This is a genomic window from Lactobacillus sp. ESL0263 (assembly GCF_003692845.1).
In the GTDB taxonomy this organism is placed as follows: domain Bacteria; phylum Bacillota; class Bacilli; order Lactobacillales; family Lactobacillaceae; genus Lactobacillus; species Lactobacillus apis.
Window position 1 is genome coordinate 39,992 of record NZ_REHL01000001.1, and the last position, 22,010, is coordinate 62,001.

The window sequence follows — 22,010 nt, forward strand, 5'->3', positions numbered from 1 at the left end:
AATGAGTAAAATAAAAGTTTTAGTAACCGGTATTATTCCAGAAGCTGGGTTAACTGAATTAAGAAAGAATTTTGATGTAACCTATGAGCCAGAAAAAGAGACCAGAGAATGGGTTCTAGAGCATTTACCTGAATATGAAGGTCTGCTAATCATGGGCTTGAAGGGTGATCGTGAATTAATCGATGCAGGTACTAATTTAAAGATTATTACTGCAAACGGTGTAGGCTTTGATCATATCGACATTGAATATGCAAAGCAAAAAGGAATTGTTGTTGCAAACTGCCCACAAGGGGTACGTGTTCCAACTGCTGAAATGACCTTCACATTATTATTGGCAACTGTGCGTCACTTACACTTCTACGATAAGGTAGTTCGTTCAGGTGAATGGATTGATGTTTCAGAACCAGAATATATGGGAATGAGCTTGCAAGGAAAAACACTTGGCGTTTACGGCATGGGACGTATTGGGTCAGAAGTAGCTAAATTTGCTCAAGTGTTTGGGATGAAAGTGATTTATAACGATGCCTATCGCTTAGACCCTGAATTGGAAGAAAAATTAGATGTAGAATACGTTGATTTTGACACTTTAGTTGAAGCATCAGATGTTATCACATTACATGCACCAGCACTTCCTTCAACAAATGGCATTTTTAATGCTAAGACATTTAAGCAAATGAAGAACACAGCTTATATTATCAATGCTGCTCGTGGACAATTGATTAAGCAAGATGACCTAATCTCAGCACTGAAAAATAAAGATATTGCTGGAGCAGGACTAGATGTTTATGAGACTGAACCAGATATTCCACAAGCTTTACGTGATTTAGACAACGTTGTGTTGTCGCCTCATGCAGGAACTGGAACATTAGAGGCAAGAACGGCAATTGCTGAAGAAGCTTCTAAGAACTTAATCTCATACTTACGCGATAATAAACCTTTGAACCAGGTTAATAAATAAAACTACTCTAACTTTTTAACTATTGTGTTTAGCTGTTAGATTAATTTAAAGGCAATCTCTTAAGGGCACAGAGTCTAAAAGAGATTGCTTTTTTTAAAAAATTATCACTGAGGTACAAAGATGAAATTTAGCAAAATTTTTAGCGATCATTTGGATCATTGCTATGCAATTATGAGATTACAGGCACTTGAGCGTGACTTTATTGTTGTGGCTTCAGAGGAAAACCAGCCGTGTTATGCCTATGATCTGGATAATAATTTTGAACGAATTATGGTGTGGAACGATATTGGTGGGACTATGACTTTAGTGCCAATTCCAGGCACATTAAACTTTCTTGCCACACAAAGATTTTATCCAGGATTCAATTCTTTGCATTGTCGCATAGTTAAAGAAACCTTTAATGGACATGGATGGGATCAAAGCGTGGTGGGTGAGTATCCATATATTCATCGTTTTGACATTATTCCTAAAACTAATAATGGCGAGTACTGGTATATAGGCTGTTCCATTGCAAATTCAAAAAAGTATACCGATGATTGGTCAGATCCTGGAAAAGTCTGGGTAGGTGTATATCAAGATAAACAAAACCAAATTCAAGACTTGAAAGCCTTACCAATTAGGATTACTAAAAATCATGGTTACCACCGGATGGAGGGCTATTCCTTAATTACAGGAGCTGAAGGGATTTTCCGCTTAGATTATCCAACTAAACAAGAGGACTGGAAACTAACACAATTAGTGCAAAATGAAACTTCAGATATTGCAGCTACCGACATCAATAATGATGGGCAGCTGGAGTATTTGGCAATTGAAGGCTTTCACGGCTCTCACTTAAGAGTATATGACACAAACTTTAAGACCATATCAGTTAGTTCAGAGGCTACTCCTTTTGGTCATGCAATTTGGGGTGGCAAAATTAAAAATCACAATTGCTTTCTGTTTGGTTGGCGAGCAGGTAAACAGGGACTAGAACTGATTAGAGATGCTCAACTGTCCGCAACTCCTATTGGTGATCATCTTGGCCCAAGTAATGTCACAGTCTATGAAAAAAATGAGCAACAGTACTTGTTATCAGCAAATCGCGAAGCCAATGAAGTGGCAATTTATCAAATTGATGATGAATAAGGGAGCATAAATGAAATATTTTTTAACCATTGATAATGGGGGAACCAATACTAAAGTAATCCTAACTGATGTGCAAGGTCATCAATTAGGGATGTCATCGTTTGCAACTAAGAGATTATCTTCCAAACCAAACTTTCAAGAAATTAAATTGACTACTTTATTGACAGATATTGGTCAAGTAATTCAAGCGACCTTAAAAAAGACAAAAATAACAGCTGATAAGATTAGTGCCGTTTCAGTGGTTGGTCATGGCAAAGGACTATATACACTAGATGCTGCAGGTAAAATTTTTATGAATGGAATCTTATCTACTGACAGTAGAGCCAAGGACATTGCCGCAGAATTAAGTGAGCATGTCGAGCAAATCTATCCTATTAGTCATCAACAAATTATGGCCAGTCAGTCACCAGTTATTTTGCGCTGGCTAAAAGAAAATCAGCCAGAAAAGTACCAGCAAATTAACTATGTTTTGTCTAATAAAGACTTTATCAGATATCTTTTGACAGGAAAAATCTATCAAGAATTAGGTGATGCATCGGGGAATAACTTAATTAATTTAAATACCGGTGAATATGATCAACGTTTATACGACTTCTTTGGTATTCCTGAAATTGCTACTAAGTTACCACCACTAATTCATGCTACTGATTTAGCCGGTGAAATTACAAATGAAGCTGCTAAAATCACAGGTTTAGTCAGCGGTACACCTGTTTATGGTGGAATGTTTGATATTGATGCTTGTGCATTAGCTACGGGTGTTTTAAGCGATGATCTTTTCAGCATGATTGCTGGCACGTGGAACATGAATATTTTCCCAAGTGAGCAATTGGCTCCAATAGAATCTGGACTAATGAACTCAATTTTCCCAACAGGAGCTAATCTAATTGAGGCTTCAAGTCCAACTTCTGCTGGTAATTTAGACATTATGCTTAAAATGTTGCTGGCCGACGAAATTCAAAATGCACAGCAAAATAATAAATCAATTTATGATTACCTAGAAATGATGCTGGATAGCACAGATGAGAGTTATGCAAAATTAGTATTCTTTCCGTTTTTGTATGGGAGCAACTCGGATCCAAATGCAGAAGGTGCTTTCATTGGTCTGCAAAGTTCTACAACCAAATCTGAAATGATTAGAGCCGTATATGAAGGAATTTGCTTTGCCCATCGTCAACACATTGAGCAACTTTTAAAAGTTCTGGGACATAAACCCAAAGCTATTCGTATGTCAGGTGGAGCATGCAATTCTGAACAATGGATTCAAATGTTTGCGGACGTTTTAAACATACCGATTGAAATTACAGCTAACTCTGAATTAGGCGGTTTAGGCGGAGCAATTGCCTGTGCTGTTGGAATAGGAGAATATGCTGATCTGACTGAAGCAGTAAAGAACATGACTAAAGTGGTTAAACGATATGAACCACAGGAAAAGGCTATAAAAGTTTATGACCAAAAATATCAAGTTTATAGCTCATTATTACAGTCTTTAAACGGTAATTGGGATGAGATAAACAGTTTACAAAAGGAGCTAAGTTCTAACAATGACAATTAATTCTTTAGGTATTTATGAAAAGGCACTACCGCAGGATTTGTCCTGGCGTGAAACCTTTGAACTAACCCATGAGCTAGGCTTTAATTTCTTAGAATTTTCAGTTGATGAAAGCGATGAGCGATTAGCTCGGCTTGATTGGACGCGTGAACAGCGCAAGCAAATCCGTGATTTAATGTGGGACACTAATACCCGTATTAATAACTTAATGTTATCTGGTCACCGCCGCTTTCCACTAGGTTCCGCTGATCCAGCTGTAAGAAAGCAAGCACTTGTCATGATGGAAAAGGCAATTGATTTATGTGTTGATTTAGGAATCCATAATATTCAAATGGCCGGTTATGACGTTTTCTATGAAGAAAAAACGATGACTTCGCGTGAATACTACGTGGAGAACCTAACGAAATGTGTTCAGATGGCAGCTAAAAAGAATATTATGTTGTCCATTGAAACCATGGATGATCCGTTCATTAATAATTTATCTAAAATTGCGCACTATCATGATCAGGTGAAAAGCCCTTGGCTTCAAGCATATCCAGATCTAGGTAATTTAAGTGCTTGGCCTGAAAATGATGTTCCGGCTGAAATTGAAACTTATCTTGATACAATTTGCGCGATTCACTTGAAAGATAGTAAAGCAGTCACGCCAACTTTTGCAGGTCAATTTAAAAATGTACCTTTTGGTGAAGGCTGTGTTGATTTCACTGGTCTGCTACGGTTGCTTAGTCGATTAGGTTATAGCGGCAGTTTCACAATTGAAATGTGGTCTGGCGATAATGGCGATGAGAATGCAGTGGCTGAAGTGAAGGCTGCCAAAGAGTTCTTTGATCAAATTTTTGCTGAAGTTGGAATTGAGCAAGAAGAAGTTAAATAAGGAGATTAAGATGCTTGAACAACTGAAAGAGGAAGTTTATGAAGCTAACATGCAATTACCCCAATTAGATTTAGTGACTTTTACGTGGGGTAATGTTTCGGGGATTGATCGAGCAAGTGGATTATACGTAATTAAGCCGTCCGGAGTACCATATGAAACTCTAAAACCAGAAGATATGGTAGTGGTGAACTTAAAAGGGGAAGTAGTTGAAGGTGACAAGAATCCTTCTTCAGATACCCCGACACATACATACCTATATAACCATTTTGCTAAAATCGGTGGAATTGTTCATACGCATTCACCTTGGGCAGTGGCATTTGCTGCAGCTCAAATGGACATTCCAGCTTTAAACACCACTCATGCAGATACTTTTTATACTGATGTACCAGCAGCTGATGCTTTAACTCAGGAAGAAATAGAACAAGACTATGAGGGTAATACTGGAAAAACAATCGTACGGACTTTCAAAGAACGGCATTTGGATTATGAGGCAACACCAGCAGCGCTAGTTAGTCAACACGGACCATTTACATGGGGCGAAACACCAGCTAAGGCAGTTTATAATGCGAAGGTATTGGAAGTGGCAGCAGAAGAAGATTATCATACGTTGCAGTTAACACGTGCTAATAGTCATTTGCCCCAATACTTATTAGATAAGCACTATTACCGTAAGCATGGTGAAGATGCTTATTATGGTCAAGATAATGCACAGTCACAAACTCATGCCAAGAGGAAATAAATAAAACCAACAAAAAGAAAGGAACTATTTTTTAAAAAAACAGTTCCTTTTAATTTGCTCTTTGTTTTCAATTAGTTTTCTCTATGTTTGTGAATGAACCAACCAGATATAGCTGCAAATGTTGCGGACAGAAGACCAGCAAGAACAGTTAACAGACTTTGCGTTTGGTTTTTGCCCGTTTGTGGTAATTTGTTGCTTGCTAGATTGCCAGCAGATATCTTTGGTCTGGCAATATGATTATTAGTTAAATGCCGTTTTGAAAGGCTTTGAGGTGCTTGGGGCCGTAAATGATTAGTTGTTTGCGGCTTAGTAGGGTTTTTATCCTGATGGTTATTGTTGATAGGCACATTTTCGGAAGGACTGTTACTATCTTTTGCGTAAATATAAGTGACATCTTGAGCCTGTGTACTAAAGAAGCCGGTGGCATTAATAGGCCGACTTTTTAGGTGATACCCATTAAATTCTTTTGTATCGGTAGTGTACCCGTCACTAAGATTACCACTTAAAACAATGTCGGAAGTAAGAGGATTACCACTTTCATCTTGATAGTGAACAACCACATTAGCAGCTTTACTTGGGATAATAGGATTTACAGGTGGCTTGGTAGCAATAGGAGCTTTTTTGTAGAGATAAACAACATCAGTTATAGTTTTATTGGCAAAACTGCCACTGGCATTAGCAGGAGTTTCTGCTAATGTGTAACCAGTAATATCTTTTGGTGTAGTGGTATATTTAGTATTTAGTCCACCGGTTTGCACATCATTAGGTGCTAGTTGATTACCGTCTTGGTCTTGATAATGTGTAATAACAGCCGCATTGTATCTAACATAAGCATCGGCATCTTTAGCTGGATTATAGTTAGTTAGAAGCTGGCGAGATGTCCAACGCTTGTCTTTAAGCGCTTGAGGATGCTCTGCTGTTCCATTACCAACGTTAACCCAGATTCCTGGTGTGTTTAAACTTGTATTTGCTAGTGAATTTTTAGCACCTAATTTTAAGTAGTTTAAACTGTTCAGTCCGATTAGCATAACAGCGCTGTTAGTAACAGAATCCATATTAAAATTACTTATATCAAGGCTGGTTAAGCTATTATCTCCAAAGAACATTTGAAACATGTTAGTTACCTTGTCCGTGTTAAAGTGACTAACATCTATCTTTGTTAAATTGCTGCATGAGGAAAACATTACGTTCATATTAGTAACATTACTAGTGTTGAAGCGGCTAACATCTAATTGAGTTAGGCCTGCGCAGCCTGAAAACATACCAGAAAAATCTGTTACTTTAGATGTATTGAAACTATTAATGTTTAAAGAAGTCAAATTAGAGCAGCCAAAAAACATGTTACTCATGTTTTCAACATTTTTAGTATCAAAATTATTCAGATTTAAGTTGGTTAAGCTTGAGCAAAGATAAAACATAGTGTTCATGTCTTTAACATTTGATGTATCAAACGAACTAAGATCTAGATTTTTTAATGAATAGCAAGAGTTGAAAAAGTAGCGCATGTCAGTTACGTTACTGGTGTTAAAGTTACTCAAATCTAGACTTTTTAATTTGGGTTCATTAGCAAACATAGAATTCATGCTTGTGACTTGTCTTGTATCAAGGTTAGATAAGCCTTCAAATTCTTCTAAGTTACTTATATCATTGAAGAGACCAGCAGCGGACCCTTTAATAGCTAAAGGTCCAGCGATAACAATCTTTTTAGGATTATTATTTCGTAAGAACCTGCTAAGTGCTATAAGTACATCGTCATTAGTCGTTAGGCTACCTGAAATAGTAACAACCTCTTGATCAGGATCGTATGTAAGATGGGCATCGTTAATGTCAGATGATATTAGGTTGTCTTTTGTAGCTATCTTTTGCTGTTCATTTTCATCATGTGTAGTTGCAGAAGGCACGTCAGGCTGATTGGCATTACTAGCAGTTTCATTGTTATCAGTAGTTGATGAATTGCTAACAGGTGCAGCTGACGGTACCGACGAGCTGGTGTCAGCAGGTGTACTTGATTGTTGATTAGCTGCAGGTTCAGCAGCTTTTGGTGATATTTTATTAGACTTAGTAACATTGCTGGCTGCTAAGTGAGAAGCTGCAAGTTGATCAGCTTTTGCAATTTGCGGTCTGGCACCTAATAGGCCAATAGTGGCCAAAACGCTACCTAATAGTAATTTCTCCTTATTTTTATTCATTATTCTTAACCTCATATAGTAAAAGCAACGTACTGTTTATACAACTTGAGTCTAACACGGTTAATATATTAACTACTAGTAAAACGCACTTGTATAGAGTTTACGCATCAACGGAAAAATGAGGACAGCTATTCAGCATTGGATTGAATGAAGCAATCTTGACGACCTATCTAATAGACTCTATAATTGAGAGCGAATATACAACTATATAAACAGTTGGAATATTTACATAGGAGAAAGCATGAAAAAATATTTTTAGCCTCTTACTTTGCAAAGGTAGTTGAACAATTTAAGGCATTTGTTCAAAATAATGAAATCAAAACTAAGAGAATTCTTTTTATTCCAACTGCTAGTAATGTAGAAGAATATACAGAATACGTTACTGAAGGAAAACAGGCTCTTGAAGAGTTAGGCTATGTAGTTGATAAATTTGACATTGCAAATGAACCAGTAGATGTAGCTGCTAGTAAAGTAAAAAATGCCGAGATGTTTTTTATAACTGGTGGTAATACATTTTATCTATTGCAAGAACTAAAGAAAAAGAATTTAGTATCACTGATTAATGAGAAAGTTGATTGTGGAACTCCATATATAGGAGAATCTGCGGGCGCAATGATTATGGCACCAAGCACCAAGCACCAAGCATCGAGTATTGCCGTATTGTCAACAATGCAACTCTTGCCAAAGATTTGACCGACTATAGCGCCTTGAATCAGACTAAGTTCTATACTTTACCGCACTATAAAGAAGAACCATTTGTGGAATTAGATGATGAAGTACTTGCAGTATATAAGGATAAATTGAATTTAGTACCAATAAATAATAGTCAGGTAATTATAGTTAATGATAAAGACTATAAAATAGTTTAGAACTTAATAAAATAGCAAAGAAAAGACTCTCAGCTGATGTGAGCCTTAAAATTATGCCACTTTATGGACTAACTTCCGATATTCAATCGGAGCTAGTCCTTTTAATTTAATTGTTTGCCATTTGTCATTCCTTAATGCAGATTACCTGAATCGCTTGGAAAGTGCTTTGGAGTAGAGGAAACCATATGAAAACATCGCCACCGAAATTTCAGCAATTCAAGATATTGAAAAAGAAATGATTTTCTTATTTCTATCTTGCCAAAAGGACGTTGCATTAGCCAAAAAGGGTCTTGGTAGCTAAGCATATCTTTTGGGGCACTGATTAAATTTTCCAAAATATGTAGAAGGTAACAAAGAGAAGCAACACAGTATTATTTTAGATTCCCACTCTGGTTATATCTGATACGGGCTATCATTATTTCCTAGGTAATAATCTAAGGCATGCGTAGAAGGTGGTAGTCGCTTTTCTTGATATTGAACGCAAAAAATCTGAGAAACTTAGTTTCTCAGATTTTTCATAGAGTGTTTAATTAGTTTTCTCTATGTTTGTGAATGAACCAACCAAATATAGCTGCAAATGTTGCGGACAGAAGACCAGCAAGAATAGTCAGTAGATTTTGCGTTTGGTTTTTACCCGTTTGTGGTAATTTGTTAGCAGCTTGATGACCAGTAGGTGCCGTTGGTATGGCAACATGATTATTAGTTAAATGCTGTTTTGAAGGGCTTTGAGGTGATTGAGGCCATAGATGATTAGTTGTTTGCGGTTTAGTAGGGTTTTTACCATGATGGTTGTCGTTGACAGGCACATTTTCGGCAGGAGTATTACTATCTTTTGCGTAAATATAGGTGACATCTTGAGCCTGTGTACTAAAGAAGCCGGTGGCATTAGTAGGCCGACTTTTTAGGTGATACCCAGTAAATTCTTTTGTATCGGTAGTATACCCATCACCAACGTTACCATTTAAAACAATGTCGGAAGTAAGAGGATTACCATCTTCATCTTGATAGTGAACAATTACATTAGCAGCTTTACTAGGAACAACAGGATTTACTGGTGGCTTGGTAGGAGTAGGAGCTTTTTTGTAGAGATAGACAACATCAGTTATAGTGTTATCTGCAAAGCTACCGCTGGCATTAGCAGGAGTTTCTGCTAAAGTATAGCCAGTAATATCTTTCGGCTTTGTGGTGTATGGAGTGTTTAATCCACCAGTTTGTACATCATTAGGTGCTAGTTGGTTGCCATCTTGGTCTTGATAATGTGTAATAACAGCCGCATTGTATCTAACATAGGCATCGGCGTCTTTAGCCGGATTATAGTTAGTTAAAAGTTGTGGAGATGTCCAACGCTTATCTTTAAGCGCTTGAGGATGCTCTGTTGTACCATCACCGACGTTAACCCAGATTCCGGGCGTATCTAAGCCAGTATTTGATAGAGAATTTTTAGCACCTAGTTTTAAGTAATTTAAGCCTATCAGTCCATTTAGCATATTATCGCTACTGGTAACAGAGTTCATATTGAAATTACTGATATCAAGACTGGTTAAGCTGCTATCTCCTAAAAACATTTCCATCATGTCAGTTACCTTGTCCGTGTTAAAGTGACTAACATCTATCTTTGTTAAATTGGTGCAAAAGGCAAACATTCCGTTCGTGCTAGTAACATTACTAGTGTTGAAGTGGCTAACATCTAATTGGTTCAAACTCACGCAGTATAAAAACATGCCTACAGTTTGCTTAACATTACTGGTATCAAAGCTAGCAACATTTAAGTTTGATAACTTAAGGCACATGCCAAACATAGCAGTCATGTCCGTTACCTTTGCTGTATTGAAGTTACTAATGTTTAGTGACGACAAGTTTCGACAGGCATAAAACATAGAATTCATGTTTTCAACATTTTTAGTATTAAAATTATTCAGATTTAAGTTGGTTAAACTTGTGCAAAGATTGAACATGGTGCTCATGTCTTTAACCTTTGCTGTATTAAACGAGCTAACGTCAAGATTTGTTAAGGCAGAACAAGACTTAAAAAGCTTAGACATATCAGTTACGTTACTTGTGTTAAAGCTACTCAAATCTAGACTTTTTAAATTTTTATCATTAGCGAACATAGAGGCCATACTCGTAACTTGGCTTGTGTCAAAGTTAGATAAACCTTCAAACTCTTCTAAGTTGTTTAAATCACTGAAAAGACCAGCGGCAGATCCTTTGATAGCTAGAGGTCCATCAATAACAATCTTTTTAGGTTTATTATTGAGAAAGAATTGGCTAATTGATCTAGGTACATCATTACTGTCAGCTGTGATATTTCCTGAAATAGTAGCAACTCCTTGATCAGGATCGTATGTAAGATGGGCGCCATTACTGTCAGATGATATTAAGTTGGCTTTTGTAGCTATCTTTTGCTGTTCATTTTCACCATGAGTAATTGCAGGAGGCATGTCAGACTGATTTGCATTACTAGCAGGTTCATTGTTATCAGTAGTTGATGAATTGCTAGTAGGTGGAACTGACGGCATCGATGAACTGCTGTCATCAGATGTACTTGGTTGTTGATTAGCTGCAGGTTCAGCAGCTTTTGGTGACTTAGTTACATTGCTAGCCGCTAAGTGAGAAGCTGCAAGCTGATCAGCTTTTGCAATTTGTGGGCTAGCGCTTAGTAGACCAATGGTGGTCAAAACACCACCTAATAGTAATTTCTCCTTATTTTTATTCATTATTCTTAACCTCATATAGTAAAAAATAACGTACTGTTTATACACCCTGAGTCTAACACGATTAATATAGTAACTACTAATGAAACGCACTTGTATAAAAGCCTAAGCATCAGTGAAAAAATGAGGACAACTAGTTAGTATTCGAATGAACGGATTAATCTTGAGGATCTATTTAATAAACTTTATAATTAAAAGCGATTAGATATAGGGATAGTTAGAATATTGACTAGGAGAAAGCATGAAAAAAATATTTTTAGCCTCTTACTTTGCAAACGTGGCCGAACAATTTAAGACATTTGTTCAACATAATGAAATCAAGACTAAGAGAATCCTTTTTATTCCAACTGCTAGTGATGTAGAAGAATATACAGAATATGTTGACGAAGAAAAACAGCTTCTGGAAGAGTTAGGCTATGTAGTTGATAAATTCGATGTTACAAATGAATCAGTAGATATAGCCACTAATAAAGTAAAAGACGCCGAGATGTTTTTTGTAACAGGTGGTAATACATTTTATCTGTTACAAGAACTAAAGAAAAAGGAATTGCTGCCACTGATTAATGAAAAAATTGATTCTGGAACTCCATATATAGGAGAGTCTGCTGGTGCAATTATTATGGCACCGGACATCGAATACTGCGGTATTATGGACGATGCAACTCTGGCAGAAGACTTGACTGACTATAGTGCTCTAAGTCAGACTAAGTTCTATACTTTACCGCACTATAAAGAAGAGCCATTTGCGGAGGCAGATGATGAAATACTTGCAGTGTATAAGGATAAATTGAATTTAGTTCCGATTAATAATAATCAAGCAATTATACCTAGTTATAAAGACTATAAAATAGTTTAGAACTTAATAAAGTAGCAAAAAAAAGACTCTATTTAGAAATAGAGTCTTTTTTAATCTTATTTTCATGTATATCTGAAGTATGAGATAATAAACTAATAAAAATTGCTGTTTAAATTGAATAATGGGAAATCAAATGATGGAAAATAAAGAAATAATAGCACGTTATCTTGACAACAATGGAGTTGTTAAGACGTGGCCTGCCAAAGCTAAAAAGCGCCTCCTAATTCTGCAGTATTTAGCGACAAAATTTGAACCTACCAAAAAGTATTCTGAACAAGAAGTAAACCTAATTTTGATGAAGTATATTTCTGATTACGTCACTAGGAGACGAGATTTAGTCGAAAATCATCTTTTAAGTCGAACCGATGATGGCAGAACGTATTGGCTAAATACCGATGCATCAAGCAGTAAAAATTAGGTTAAAAGAAAAGGTGCCAAGATGATTATTGATACAAAAGAACTGCAGAAAAAAGTTATTGAAAATAAAGAAAATCATGGTTTTAATACGACTGATATCAAATTTGAATTATTGTGTTTATATGGTGAAGTTAATGAACTTTTTCAAGCTTATTTGAAGCATGATAAAGATAATATTGAAGAAGAACTGGCAGATGTGGCAATTTTTTTATTAGGTATTTCTGAGATGCTAGGTAGTGACTTGGGGACAGATATAGTTGCTAAAATGAAGATCAATGAAAAGCGTGTTTATAAAAATGGTGTTAAGTCGCTAGAAGATTAAATTGAGGCATTTAAAAACTTTAATGGAACTAAAAAACCGTCATCGCTTTAAAATAGCTGACGGTTTTTTTACTACAAGCCTAAGATTGATTTTGCAGCTCTGCGACCTTGGTGAATTATGCCGCCGATTGCTGTACCAGAACCTGGATAATATGATCCAAGCCAACCACCAGCATTCAGTCCAGCCGCATATAATCCTGTAATTGGTTGATTATAAACATCAAGCACATTACAGTTTTTGTTGATTTTTAGACCACCTAATGCACCTAAGTTGCCTGGAGTATTACGGTAGGCGTAGTAAGGACCAGAAAATGCTTTGATACCGTTTGTTCTACCATATTCTGGATCGTTGCCGTTAGTAGCATTTTTATTCCAAGTATTGACACTATTAACTAGGTTTACGGCAGGTACGTCAATTTTAGAAGCCAATTCCTCTAGTGAATCGGCTTCTACCACTAGACCGCTCTTTACATCATTTTCTAGTGATTCTTTGTTCCATGGACTGGTCTTTTCATTGATAGAATCGGCGCCAAAAATTTGATAAGTTGGTTTATCCAATTGTTTTTCTTGGTTGAAAATTGCACGAAATTCGTAAGCATATGTGGAGTCTTCGTTAACAAAACGTAATCCATTTCCGTTAACAAAAATAGAAGGAATTGTTGGTACGCGATCGTCTGTACCATTACCAGTTCTTGCATCAAAGTCAATGGTACCGCCAAAGCCAGTGATAGCTGCTCCGATGCTCATTCCCATTACAATACCATCACCTTGATCAGTAGGAACAGACCAGCAGTGATGGGCTTTCACATCTTCATAATGTTGAGGGCTTAAGTCTTTAGCTAAGTCTAAGTTTTGATCAATAGAAGCAGTAGCTAAAACAACTCCACGTCTTGCTTTTAGGTATTTTAACTGATGGTTTGTTCCCTCTGTTACTACACCAATAACTTTGCGTTGGTTATCAGTGTTGTTAGTGATAAGACCGACTACAGCGGTATTATATGTAATCTTAGCTCCTAAATCTAAAGCGTAATTGAGTAGGTGCTGAGTCAAAATAATCCCATTACCACTGGCACCACCATTTTCATAAACGTGAATACGATCTGCAAAATAGTCTTTAGCATATGGAATTTCTGTATGACCATAAACGTTAGTCCACTTAATGCCCATTTTAGCTAGCCAAGCAATGTTTTTAGGTGAATTCTGTGTAAAATCATGTACTAAATCTTGGTAAACACGACCTTCTCCTGCTTTCATATATTCACGTTCATGATTTTCAGGAGTATCGTTTTGAAATTGAGTAGTTTCTTTTTGTAATTTAGTACCAGCAGCTTGGATGACACCACCGGAGTAATTAGTTGTACCTCCAGCTATTCCTTGCTTTTCAATGACCATTACAGAAGCATGGTTTTCAGCAGCAGTGGCTGCAGCAGCTAAACCGGCCCCACCAGCACCAACGACAATTACGTCGAATTCATTTTCGTATGTGTCTACATCGTATTCGGTGATTTCGTCTTTTAGTAAAGGATAATTAGCAGGTTCTGGTATCCCTGCTTTTACAGTATTTGAGCCCGATTGGGAGGCTCCCGAGACTATATCAACATTTTCTTTGATACTAAGCACTTTTGATTGATTTGCAGCAGTGACTGCAGCTTTTCGTAAAGCCCCAGTTGAAATAGATGCACCTGAAACTGCATCTATTTCGACAGATTTTGTTTGGTTTGCTTTTTCTAACCAAGTCGCAATTCCTGCAGCACCAATTGTGTTTGGTGTGACATTTTCAGCCCAAACTTTGTTAATCTGACCCTTAGCTTCATCGATCTCCACAACAGCCTTAATAGTACCGTGGAACCCTTTTTCTTCTGCACTAAATTGTTTCATAAAATATTACCTCTAAAAATGTTTAAAGTTACTGATATCGCTTTCTTAAATCAGTATATTTTAGTTATACTTATAAGTGAAATTAATATCAGTTATTAATAATAGAAATTATTTATCAGAAAAGTGGATATAAAAAAGTTAGAAACATTTATCAACTTAGTTGAAACAAGGAATTATACTAGAACTGCTAAGGCATTACATGTAACACAGCCAACTGTTTCTCATGATATTAAAGCAATTGAGAGTGAAATTGGGGTTAAACTATTTAATCGTAACAAGCGCTACGTCAACGTTACTGAAGATGGTGCGGCCTTTTATCGGAAAATAAAGCCGCTAATAAATAATTACTATTCTGCCGTTCAAGATATTCAAAAGAAAGAGCTAGAGGCCAATTCGAAAATTTCAATTGGTTATTCATATACACCATTCAATGACTACTATTTGCCACTTTGGATAAAGAGATTTCAGCAAAAGTATGTTAATGCCAAATTTTCACTTATTAGTCTTAATCATAATGAGCTGAAACAGCATATTTTATCGAATGAAATTGATCTTTTAATAACTACGAGTAGAGATGCAGAAGACTTAAGTAATATTAAAAGTTATCATATTGAAAATGAACCATTTAAAGCAATCGTGCCCAAAAGTAATCCCTTGAGTAAAAAGCCCAAATTGAAACTAGCAGACTTTCAAGGCGAAAAAATGCTTTTTCTTGATAATAATTGGGCAGCTGCAGATCTAATAAATCTACAAAATAAAGTAATGCACACAAATAATCAGATGCATATTACATATGCTAATGATTTGTCAGCACTCGATATTTTAATTAGAGCAGAGCAAGGCATTGCTTTTGGTTTGTACTGTCTTTATCCCAAACTTGAAGAGAATTCTATTTATATTCCATTAAAGTGGGAGCCAACAGTAGATTTGGTTGCTGTTACTCAAGAGAGTAATAACAAGCGAATTGTTCATCAATTTATTAAATTTATTCAAGAATTCAATTTTGATTTTAAAGATAAAATTGAATAAAGCACTAATGGCAGGACTGTTATGGAAACATCAGTAGCTACTTAGATTGCTGTAAAAATTGCTTTGGAGACATTTGGTAGATGGAATAAAAAGCATTATATAGATTGCGATAAGTTTTAAAACCAGTTTCTTGAGCAATCTGCTCAAAAGACTTTTGCTTTTTTCTAGCTTCAATGACTACTTTCTCTAGTCTCACAATATCTACTATTTCTTTGAAACTGATTCCTAAACTCTTTTTAATGATTTTTGAACAATAACTAGATGAATATCCTAAATGTTGGGCAATATCATCTAGAGTGATGTCTTTTGTATAGTTTGAGTTAATGTATGCAATTGATTTATTTAAAATACTAATATTTTTATCTTCAGTGCTTTTGACTCTGTTTTTAATTGAATAAGAAGAAATCAATTCTTTTAAAATTAATAGACCAGATGAATATAAGTCTAAATAGTACTGAATATTTTTTGGCCTGTTTTCTGTTTGAGTAATTGCTTTACTGAATAAAGTTGCTATCTCTTTATTTTCTAAAGCGTTGTTATTAATGTCCTTAAAAATAAAGTCAGTTTCAAATTTATCATTAGTTACGATTTTTAAAAATGATAAGGGGAACTGGATACAAAGTACCCAATTTTTATTTAAGCTCCTAGTTGAATGAATTACATTGGGGTTAATAACTACAAATTCATTTTTATGCAAAATATAGTTTTTATTTTGTAGAGTTATTTTTAGGCTGCCGTCTTTAACAAAAAGAACTTCGGTACTTTGATGCCAGTGTGGAGCAATAATACGATTAATACTTTTAGCTCTAAAACTAAAAATTTTGAAAGGGATAGCAGATTCATGGATAATTTCTTCATATTTGACCATATAGAAACCTCTTACTTTGTCAATATTCTAACGCATTGAGACAAAAAATTACATATTAGTTTTCACTTTTCTGTATGTTGCATAAGATGTTTTGAAATTATAATGATAATAACAGATTTCTTAGTATATAAAAGGATATAAACAATGAAACAAGAAGAGATTACCGCGCTTTTAGATGACATGAGTTTGGAAGAAAAAATAGGTCAATTAGTGCAATTGTCTGGAGAGTTTTTCAGCGCTAATGATATTTCTATCGGTCCCATTCAAAAGTTGGGCATTGACAAAAAAATGGTTGAACTAGCAGGTTCAGCTTTAAATGTTGTAGGTGCTAAAGAGACTCACGACGTGCAAGTAAGACAAATGCAAAAGCAACCGCATCATATTCCTATGCTTTTTATGTCGGATGTTATATATGGCTATAAAACTATATTACCTATACCTCTTGGATTAGGTGCTTCTTGGGATTTAGAAAAAGTAGGAGAGGCATTTACCAATGCAGCTGATGAAGCTTCTGCTGCAGGTAACCATGTTGCGTTTGCTCCAATGGTAGACGTTGCTCGAGATGCAAGATGGGGGCGTGTACTTGAATCACCAGGAGAAGATCCCTATTTAAACTCGAAATTTGCAGAAGCTATGGTTAAGGGACTTCAAAAAAATTTAAAAGAAAAGCAAGGACAAATAGCTTGTGTAAAGCATTTTGCGGCATACGGAGCAGTTGAAGGTGGCAAAGAATATAATTCTGTAGATTTATCAATAAGTAATCTATATCAAAACTATTTACCGCCTTATAAGGCCGCAATTGAAGCTGGTTCCAACATGGTGATGACTTCTTTAACAACTTTAAATGGAGTGCCAGTTACTGCAAGCAAAGAACTGATAAATGACTTATTAAGAGAAAAATGGGGATTTAATGGCGTAGTTATTTCAGATTATGCTTCTATTTATGAACTAATAAAGCATGGCTTTGCTACCGATGAAACTCAAGCTGGTAAAGCAGCTTTAAATGCAGGTGTAGACATTGATATGAAATCTCCGTGTTACTCTAACGGATTAAAAGATTTAGTCTCGAATGGCCAACTCGATGAAGCAAAAATTGATAAAGCAGTATTAAGAATACTAAATTTGAAAAATAAAATGGGTTTGTTTGAAGATCCTTTTTATGGTGCAAGTGAGATAAGAGAAAAGAGTAGCATTTTAACTGATTCTAAAAGGAAGCTAGCGTGTCAACTTGCAGAAGAGTCAATTGTTTTGTTGAAAAACAAAGACAATGTTTTGCCTTTAAGTAAAGAACAAAAAATAGCACTAATCGGGCCATATTCGAATAAAAAAACATTGATTGGAATGTGGGCTATTCATGGGGATCCACAAGACACTGTTACTATTTCTGAAGGTATTAAAAAATATGTTCCTGATTTGCATGTATGCAAAGGAACAGATCTTCAAAGAAACAGAGAATTTTTAAAAGGCTTAGGTTATCTAAACGAAGAAGGTATTAACAAGGTTGTTTCTTCTGAAGAGGTGGAACTAAAAAATAATTACGAGGCTGTTGAAGCTGCTAAAAAAGCTGATGTAGTTCTTCTGGCGTTAGGAGAAGATACATATGAAGATGGTGAAGCAGGATCTAAGACAAACTTGCATTTGCCGAAAAATCAACGTCAGTTGATAGAGCAAATAGCAAAAGTAGGAAAAAAAATAATCCTAATATTAATAAATGGACGCCCACTAGTGTTAAGCGACATTGAAGATAAAGTTGATGCAATAGTCGAAGCATGGTTTCCTGGAACGGAAGGTGGTAATGCGATTGCTAATGTTCTCTTTGGTAACTATAATCCTTCTGGAAGACTAACAATGGATTTTCCATATGCAAGTGGAGAAGAACCGTTGTACTACAATCATTTATCAACAGGTAGACCAGCTACAAACTCTCAACATATTGGGCGCTTTGTCTCGAAGTACATTGATTGTTCAGGGGGCGCATTATACCCGTTTGGGTATGGTCTTTCTTATAGTGATATTAAATATGAAAGTATTGAATTAAGCTCAAGCCAAATTACACCTAAGAGTAGACTGGAAATTACAGTTAACCTGATTAATGAGAGTCATTGGACTACTACAGAAACAGTACAGTTATATATTCATGATGAAGTAGCGTCAATTGCTCAGCCAGTTAAACGATTAGTTGATTTCCAAAAGGTCGAATTAAAGCCAAATCAAAGAAAAAAGATAACTTTTTGTTTAAAACCAAATAAATTGCTTTTTTATGATAATGAAGGCAACGAGAAAATAGAGCCAGGTTATTTCGATATAATGGTTGGACCTAATTCTCGCGATGTTATAACTAAGAAAATAGAATATATTGAATAGCTAATTCAATTGACAAATTTTTACATCTTTTTAGATTAAAAAATGTATAGAATAAGTAATATCAAGCGCTTACAATTATTTGTGTAAATAAAAATTTGCATTTTTGATTATATCTAGGAGGAAAAGATGTCTTCGAATGAAAATAAAAAAATAGCAAAACAAGTCTTTGAAGCAGTTGGTGGTAAAGACAATATTGTTTCAACGGCTCATTGTGCTACTAGGCTAAGAATAGTTGTTCATGATAGAAAAAAAGTTGATGAAAAAAAGCTAGACAAAATTGATAAAGCAAAAGGTCATTTTTTTACTTCAGGTCAGTATCAAATTATTTTTGGTACAGGGCTTGTTAATGATGTTTATGACGCTGTCAAGGAAGAAGGAGCAGCTACTACAAGCAGCTCAGATTTAAATGATGTGGCTGCCGAAAAGTCAGGCTGGTTCCGTCGCGCAATTAGAATGTTTGCAGATGTTTTTGTCCCAATTATTCCTGCTCTTGTTGCCACGGGTCTATTTATGGGATTAAAGGGTCTGATTACTCAGCCTCAAATTTTGCAAATATTTGGTTTGACTCCTCAACAAATACCTGCTCAATTTAATACATATTTTAGTATTTTAACAGGTACTGCATTTGATTTTCTTCCAGTACTAGTTTGTTGGTCGGCTTTTAGGGTTTTTGGCGGTAATCCTATTTTGGGAGTTCTACTTGGATTAATGCTGGTTAACCCTGCTTTACCGTCAGCTTGGGATGTTGCACAGGGTACAAAACCTGCCTTGATGTTCTTTGGATTTATTCCAGTAGCTGGGTATCAAGCATCAGTTCTACCAGCGTTTATCCTTGGATTTTTAGGAGCAAAAGTAGAGAAACTTATACATAAGCATGTTCCAAATTCGATAGATTTAATTGTTACTCCTTTTGCTACTCTTTTATTAATGAGTATGCTTGGACTATTTCTAGTTGGACCAGTATTCAGAACTGTAGAAAAAGGAATCTTATATGCAGCTGAATGGATTGTTAATCTTCCTTATGGACTAGGTGGTCTGATTTGGGGTGCTATCAATCAAATGATAGTTGTTACAGGAATGCACCATGCATTAAACATAGTTGAAATACAGTTATTAGCTAATACTCATTGGGATCCAGTAAACCCTATCAGTTCTGCTTCAATTGCAGCACAGGCAGGTGCAGCTTGTGCCGTGGCAATTAAAACTCACTCATCTAAGATTAAACAAATTGCATATCCTTCAACACTATCAGCTTTGCTTGGTATTACTGAGCCTGCAATTTATGGTATTAATATTAGATTTTTGAAGCCATTTTTGTTTGGATGTGTAGGTGGTGCCATAGGTGGTTTTCTTTCAAGCGTATTTAATTTAGCAGCTACAGGTATGTCAATTACAGTAATACCTGGGATATTATTGTTCTTAAATAAGCAATTACCACTTTATATTTTGGTATGTGCTGTTGGATTCGGCGTTTCATTTGCACTAACTTACTTCTTTGGATATAGTGATGACATGCTAAAAGAAAGTTAAAATCAATTAAAAGAAGAACTGCTTAATTTTTATTCGATTAAGCAGTTTTTTACTTGAAAAGGCTCTAATGATGGAAAATAGAAAAAAAGGATTTAAAAACCTAGTTAAAAATTTAAATGAAGTACCAAAAAGTTTATTGAAAGCTGAAAGAGAAAAAGTTCTTCACTCACCTTTTCGTCAAATATTTCACATAGAAAGTAAAATGGGACAACTTAATGATCCAAATGGTTTTTCATTCTATAACGGATGGTACCACTTGTTTCATCAATCTTTTCCATTAAAATTTACGACTAATCCTAATTATTTTGAACAAGGATGGCATCATTATAAGTCTAAAAATCTAATAGATTGGCTTGATTTAGGGCAATCTATGTCAAATGATACGAAATTTGATGACTATGGAGTTTATTCTGGAAGCGCTTTGCAGGTAGACAGCAAATTGTTCATTATTTATACTGGCAACTCTTGGGTAGAAACTGAAAAAGATCAATGGCAGCGAAAACCAACTCAAATGGGCGCATGGATGGACAAAGATAATAAGACGGTAAAAATATCAAAGCCATTAATAAATGGACCTTTACAAGGATATACTGGCCATTTTCGTGATCCAAAAGTGTTTAGAATAAACGACTTTTATTATGTAGTTATAGGAGCTCAAAGAGAAGACCTGACTGGAACAACTTTACTATTTAGAAGCAAAGACTTAAATGAATGGCAAAAAGTGGGTGAAGTGAAAACTAATATAGAGCAAAACCAAGGATATATGGTGGAATGTCCGGATTATTTTCTTTTAGGCAATAGGGGCGTTTTAATATTTTGTCCGCAAGGTCTTAAAACTAAAGGAAATCATTTTCAAAATATGTTTCAGGTGTGTTACTTCATTGGCAACAAAATGGATTTGGCTACTGGTGCCTTTAATTGTTTAGCAATGAGAGAACTTGATAACGGATTTAATTTTTATGCTCCACAAACAATGTTGTCTCCAGATGGCAGACGTCTTTTGACGGCGTGGATGAGTATAAGCAATGGTAATGATCCAACAAAAAAATATGGTTATACAGGGTGTCTAATTTTTCCCAGAGAACTAACAATAAAAGAAAATAGGCTTTATCAGCAACCTATTCAAGAAATACAGGAGCTATATACTTCAAAGATTCAAGGTAAGCAAGAAGTCTTGCAAGAAACTGTGCTTGTCGAAAAAGGTAGTAATGCAAGGGATATTAAACTAAAAATTAGTTGTAAACAAGATTCAGTTTTTATTTTTGATATATTTAGTGATTCAAAAAATGAACGACACCTAAGGCTAATAATAAATGCATTAAAAAATAGTTTTATTGTTAATCGTGAAAAAGCTGGCACTAGTTTTGAAGATGAATTTGGTACAGAAAGATCGTGTGAAATTGATTCAAGCCAGCCTATTCAGCTACGAATTGTTCAAGATATTTCTTCGGCAGAAATTTTTTTAGAAGATGGGAGAAATGTTTTTTCAATGCGTGTATTTCCAAGCAAAGACCAAAACTATATTTTTGTGAATAGTCTAAATAATAAAACCACTTTGGAGTATCAAATCAATCAACTAAGACCAATGAGACAATATTCTAAGGACGAAATTTAGCTTGAAATATTATTTTAATGAACAAATTTTAATTTCTGTTATAGGACTTGATAATGATAATAAATCAGAATCAAGTCTTTTAGTTTGCATTTATCTTTTCTCTGAATGTAGTAAA

Annotated in this window: 18 protein-coding genes; 14 read left to right on the plus strand and 4 right to left on the minus strand. The window is 35.4% G+C overall.

Features of this window, described 5'->3' with window-relative positions; all coding sequences use genetic code 11:
* Nucleotide 1: 1 nt before the first annotated feature.
* The 5 genes from F5ESL0263_RS00195 to F5ESL0263_RS00215 all read left to right on the plus strand — a co-directional run bounded on the left by F5ESL0263_RS00195 (nt 2) and on the right by F5ESL0263_RS00215 (nt 5,245).
* Nucleotides 2-958, plus strand: coding sequence for an NAD(P)-dependent oxidoreductase (locus F5ESL0263_RS00195; RefSeq protein WP_122033938.1), 957 nt, complete (start codon nt 2-4; stop codon nt 956-958).
* Between the two features lie 120 nt (nt 959-1,078).
* The gene (locus F5ESL0263_RS00200) at nt 1,079-2,083 is read left to right on the plus strand and encodes a hypothetical protein (protein WP_122033939.1); all 1,005 of its coding nucleotides are present in this window, start codon (nt 1,079-1,081) and stop codon (nt 2,081-2,083) included.
* Between the two features lie 10 nt (nt 2,084-2,093).
* Nucleotides 2,094-3,635 carry an FGGY-family carbohydrate kinase gene (locus F5ESL0263_RS00205; RefSeq protein WP_122033941.1) on the plus strand — a complete coding sequence of 514 codons (1,542 nt, stop codon included), beginning with the start codon at nt 2,094-2,096 and terminating at the stop codon, nt 3,633-3,635.
* Entirely contained in the window at nt 3,625-4,506 is an 882-nt protein-coding gene (locus F5ESL0263_RS00210) for an L-ribulose-5-phosphate 3-epimerase (protein ID WP_122033943.1), read from the plus strand. The genes F5ESL0263_RS00205 and F5ESL0263_RS00210 overlap by 11 nt, the downstream gene beginning before the upstream one ends.
* A gap of 10 nt (nt 4,507-4,516) precedes the next feature.
* Nucleotides 4,517-5,245 carry an L-ribulose-5-phosphate 4-epimerase gene (locus F5ESL0263_RS00215; protein WP_122033944.1) on the plus strand — a complete coding sequence of 243 codons (729 nt, stop codon included), beginning with the start codon at nt 4,517-4,519 and terminating at the stop codon, nt 5,243-5,245.
* Nucleotides 5,246-5,316: 71 nt separating this feature from the next.
* On the opposite strand, the gene F5ESL0263_RS00220 is transcribed toward F5ESL0263_RS00215, so the two are convergent.
* The gene (locus F5ESL0263_RS00220) at nt 5,317-7,434 is read right to left on the minus strand and encodes a BspA family leucine-rich repeat surface protein (RefSeq protein WP_158593004.1); all 2,118 of its coding nucleotides are present in this window, start codon (nt 7,432-7,434) and stop codon (nt 5,317-5,319) included.
* Between the two features lie 186 nt (nt 7,435-7,620).
* Between F5ESL0263_RS00220 and F5ESL0263_RS00225 the strand changes: the two genes are divergently transcribed.
* Together F5ESL0263_RS00225 and F5ESL0263_RS08750 are read left to right on the plus strand one after the other, a co-directional pair.
* Entirely contained in the window at nt 7,621-8,127 is a 507-nt protein-coding gene (locus F5ESL0263_RS00225) for a Type 1 glutamine amidotransferase-like domain-containing protein (protein ID WP_122033947.1), read from the plus strand.
* Nucleotides 8,128-8,141: 14 nt separating this feature from the next.
* Nucleotides 8,142-8,303, plus strand: coding sequence for a hypothetical protein (locus F5ESL0263_RS08750; RefSeq protein WP_370448823.1), 162 nt, complete (start codon nt 8,142-8,144; stop codon nt 8,301-8,303).
* A 530-nt stretch (nt 8,304-8,833) separates the two neighbouring features.
* Here F5ESL0263_RS08750 and F5ESL0263_RS00235 read toward each other — a convergent pair.
* Nucleotides 8,834-11,020 carry a BspA family leucine-rich repeat surface protein gene (locus F5ESL0263_RS00235; protein ID WP_158593006.1) on the minus strand — a complete coding sequence of 729 codons (2,187 nt, stop codon included), beginning with the start codon at nt 11,018-11,020 and terminating at the stop codon, nt 8,834-8,836.
* A 238-nt stretch (nt 11,021-11,258) separates the two neighbouring features.
* On the opposite strand from F5ESL0263_RS00235, the gene F5ESL0263_RS00240 reads away from it, so the two are divergent.
* From F5ESL0263_RS00240 to F5ESL0263_RS00250, 3 genes are all read left to right on the plus strand, one after another.
* Nucleotides 11,259-11,873 carry a Type 1 glutamine amidotransferase-like domain-containing protein gene (locus tag F5ESL0263_RS00240; protein WP_122033952.1) on the plus strand — a complete coding sequence of 205 codons (615 nt, stop codon included), beginning with the start codon at nt 11,259-11,261 and terminating at the stop codon, nt 11,871-11,873.
* A gap of 133 nt (nt 11,874-12,006) precedes the next feature.
* Nucleotides 12,007-12,291: a DUF2087 domain-containing protein gene (locus F5ESL0263_RS00245; protein WP_158593007.1), complete on the plus strand. Its 285-nt coding sequence runs from the start codon at nt 12,007-12,009 to the stop codon at nt 12,289-12,291.
* Nucleotides 12,292-12,312: 21 nt separating this feature from the next.
* Nucleotides 12,313-12,612: a MazG-like family protein gene (locus F5ESL0263_RS00250; protein WP_122033955.1), complete on the plus strand. Its 300-nt coding sequence runs from the start codon at nt 12,313-12,315 to the stop codon at nt 12,610-12,612.
* A 71-nt stretch (nt 12,613-12,683) separates the two neighbouring features.
* Here F5ESL0263_RS00250 and F5ESL0263_RS00255 read toward each other — a convergent pair whose 3' ends face one another.
* Complete coding sequence (locus F5ESL0263_RS00255; protein ID WP_122033957.1) at nt 12,684-14,489, minus strand: FAD-dependent oxidoreductase; 1,806 nt, start codon at nt 14,487-14,489, stop codon at nt 12,684-12,686.
* A gap of 123 nt (nt 14,490-14,612) precedes the next feature.
* Between F5ESL0263_RS00255 and F5ESL0263_RS00260 the strand changes: the two genes are divergently transcribed.
* On the plus strand, nt 14,613-15,518 hold the full coding sequence (locus tag F5ESL0263_RS00260) for a LysR family transcriptional regulator (RefSeq protein WP_122033958.1): 906 nt from the start codon (nt 14,613-14,615) through the stop codon (nt 15,516-15,518).
* A 37-nt stretch (nt 15,519-15,555) separates the two neighbouring features.
* On the opposite strand, the gene F5ESL0263_RS00265 is transcribed toward F5ESL0263_RS00260, so the two are convergent.
* Nucleotides 15,556-16,386: an AraC family transcriptional regulator gene (locus F5ESL0263_RS00265; protein ID WP_122033960.1), complete on the minus strand. Its 831-nt coding sequence runs from the start codon at nt 16,384-16,386 to the stop codon at nt 15,556-15,558.
* Nucleotides 16,387-16,530: 144 nt separating this feature from the next.
* Between F5ESL0263_RS00265 and bglX the strand changes: the two genes are divergently transcribed.
* The 3 genes from bglX to F5ESL0263_RS00280 all read left to right on the plus strand — a co-directional run bounded on the left by bglX (nt 16,531) and on the right by F5ESL0263_RS00280 (nt 21,895).
* Complete coding sequence (bglX, locus tag F5ESL0263_RS00270) at nt 16,531-18,750, plus strand: beta-glucosidase BglX (RefSeq protein WP_122033961.1); 2,220 nt, start codon at nt 16,531-16,533, stop codon at nt 18,748-18,750.
* Nucleotides 18,751-18,876: 126 nt separating this feature from the next.
* Nucleotides 18,877-20,280 (plus strand): sucrose-specific PTS transporter subunit IIBC, encoded by a 1,404-nt coding sequence (locus F5ESL0263_RS00275; protein WP_122033963.1) that lies wholly within the window; start codon nt 18,877-18,879, stop codon nt 20,278-20,280.
* A 67-nt stretch (nt 20,281-20,347) separates the two neighbouring features.
* Nucleotides 20,348-21,895, plus strand: coding sequence for a sucrose-6-phosphate hydrolase (locus F5ESL0263_RS00280; protein WP_370448822.1), 1,548 nt, complete (start codon nt 20,348-20,350; stop codon nt 21,893-21,895).
* Nucleotides 21,896-22,010: the final 115 nt, after the last annotated feature.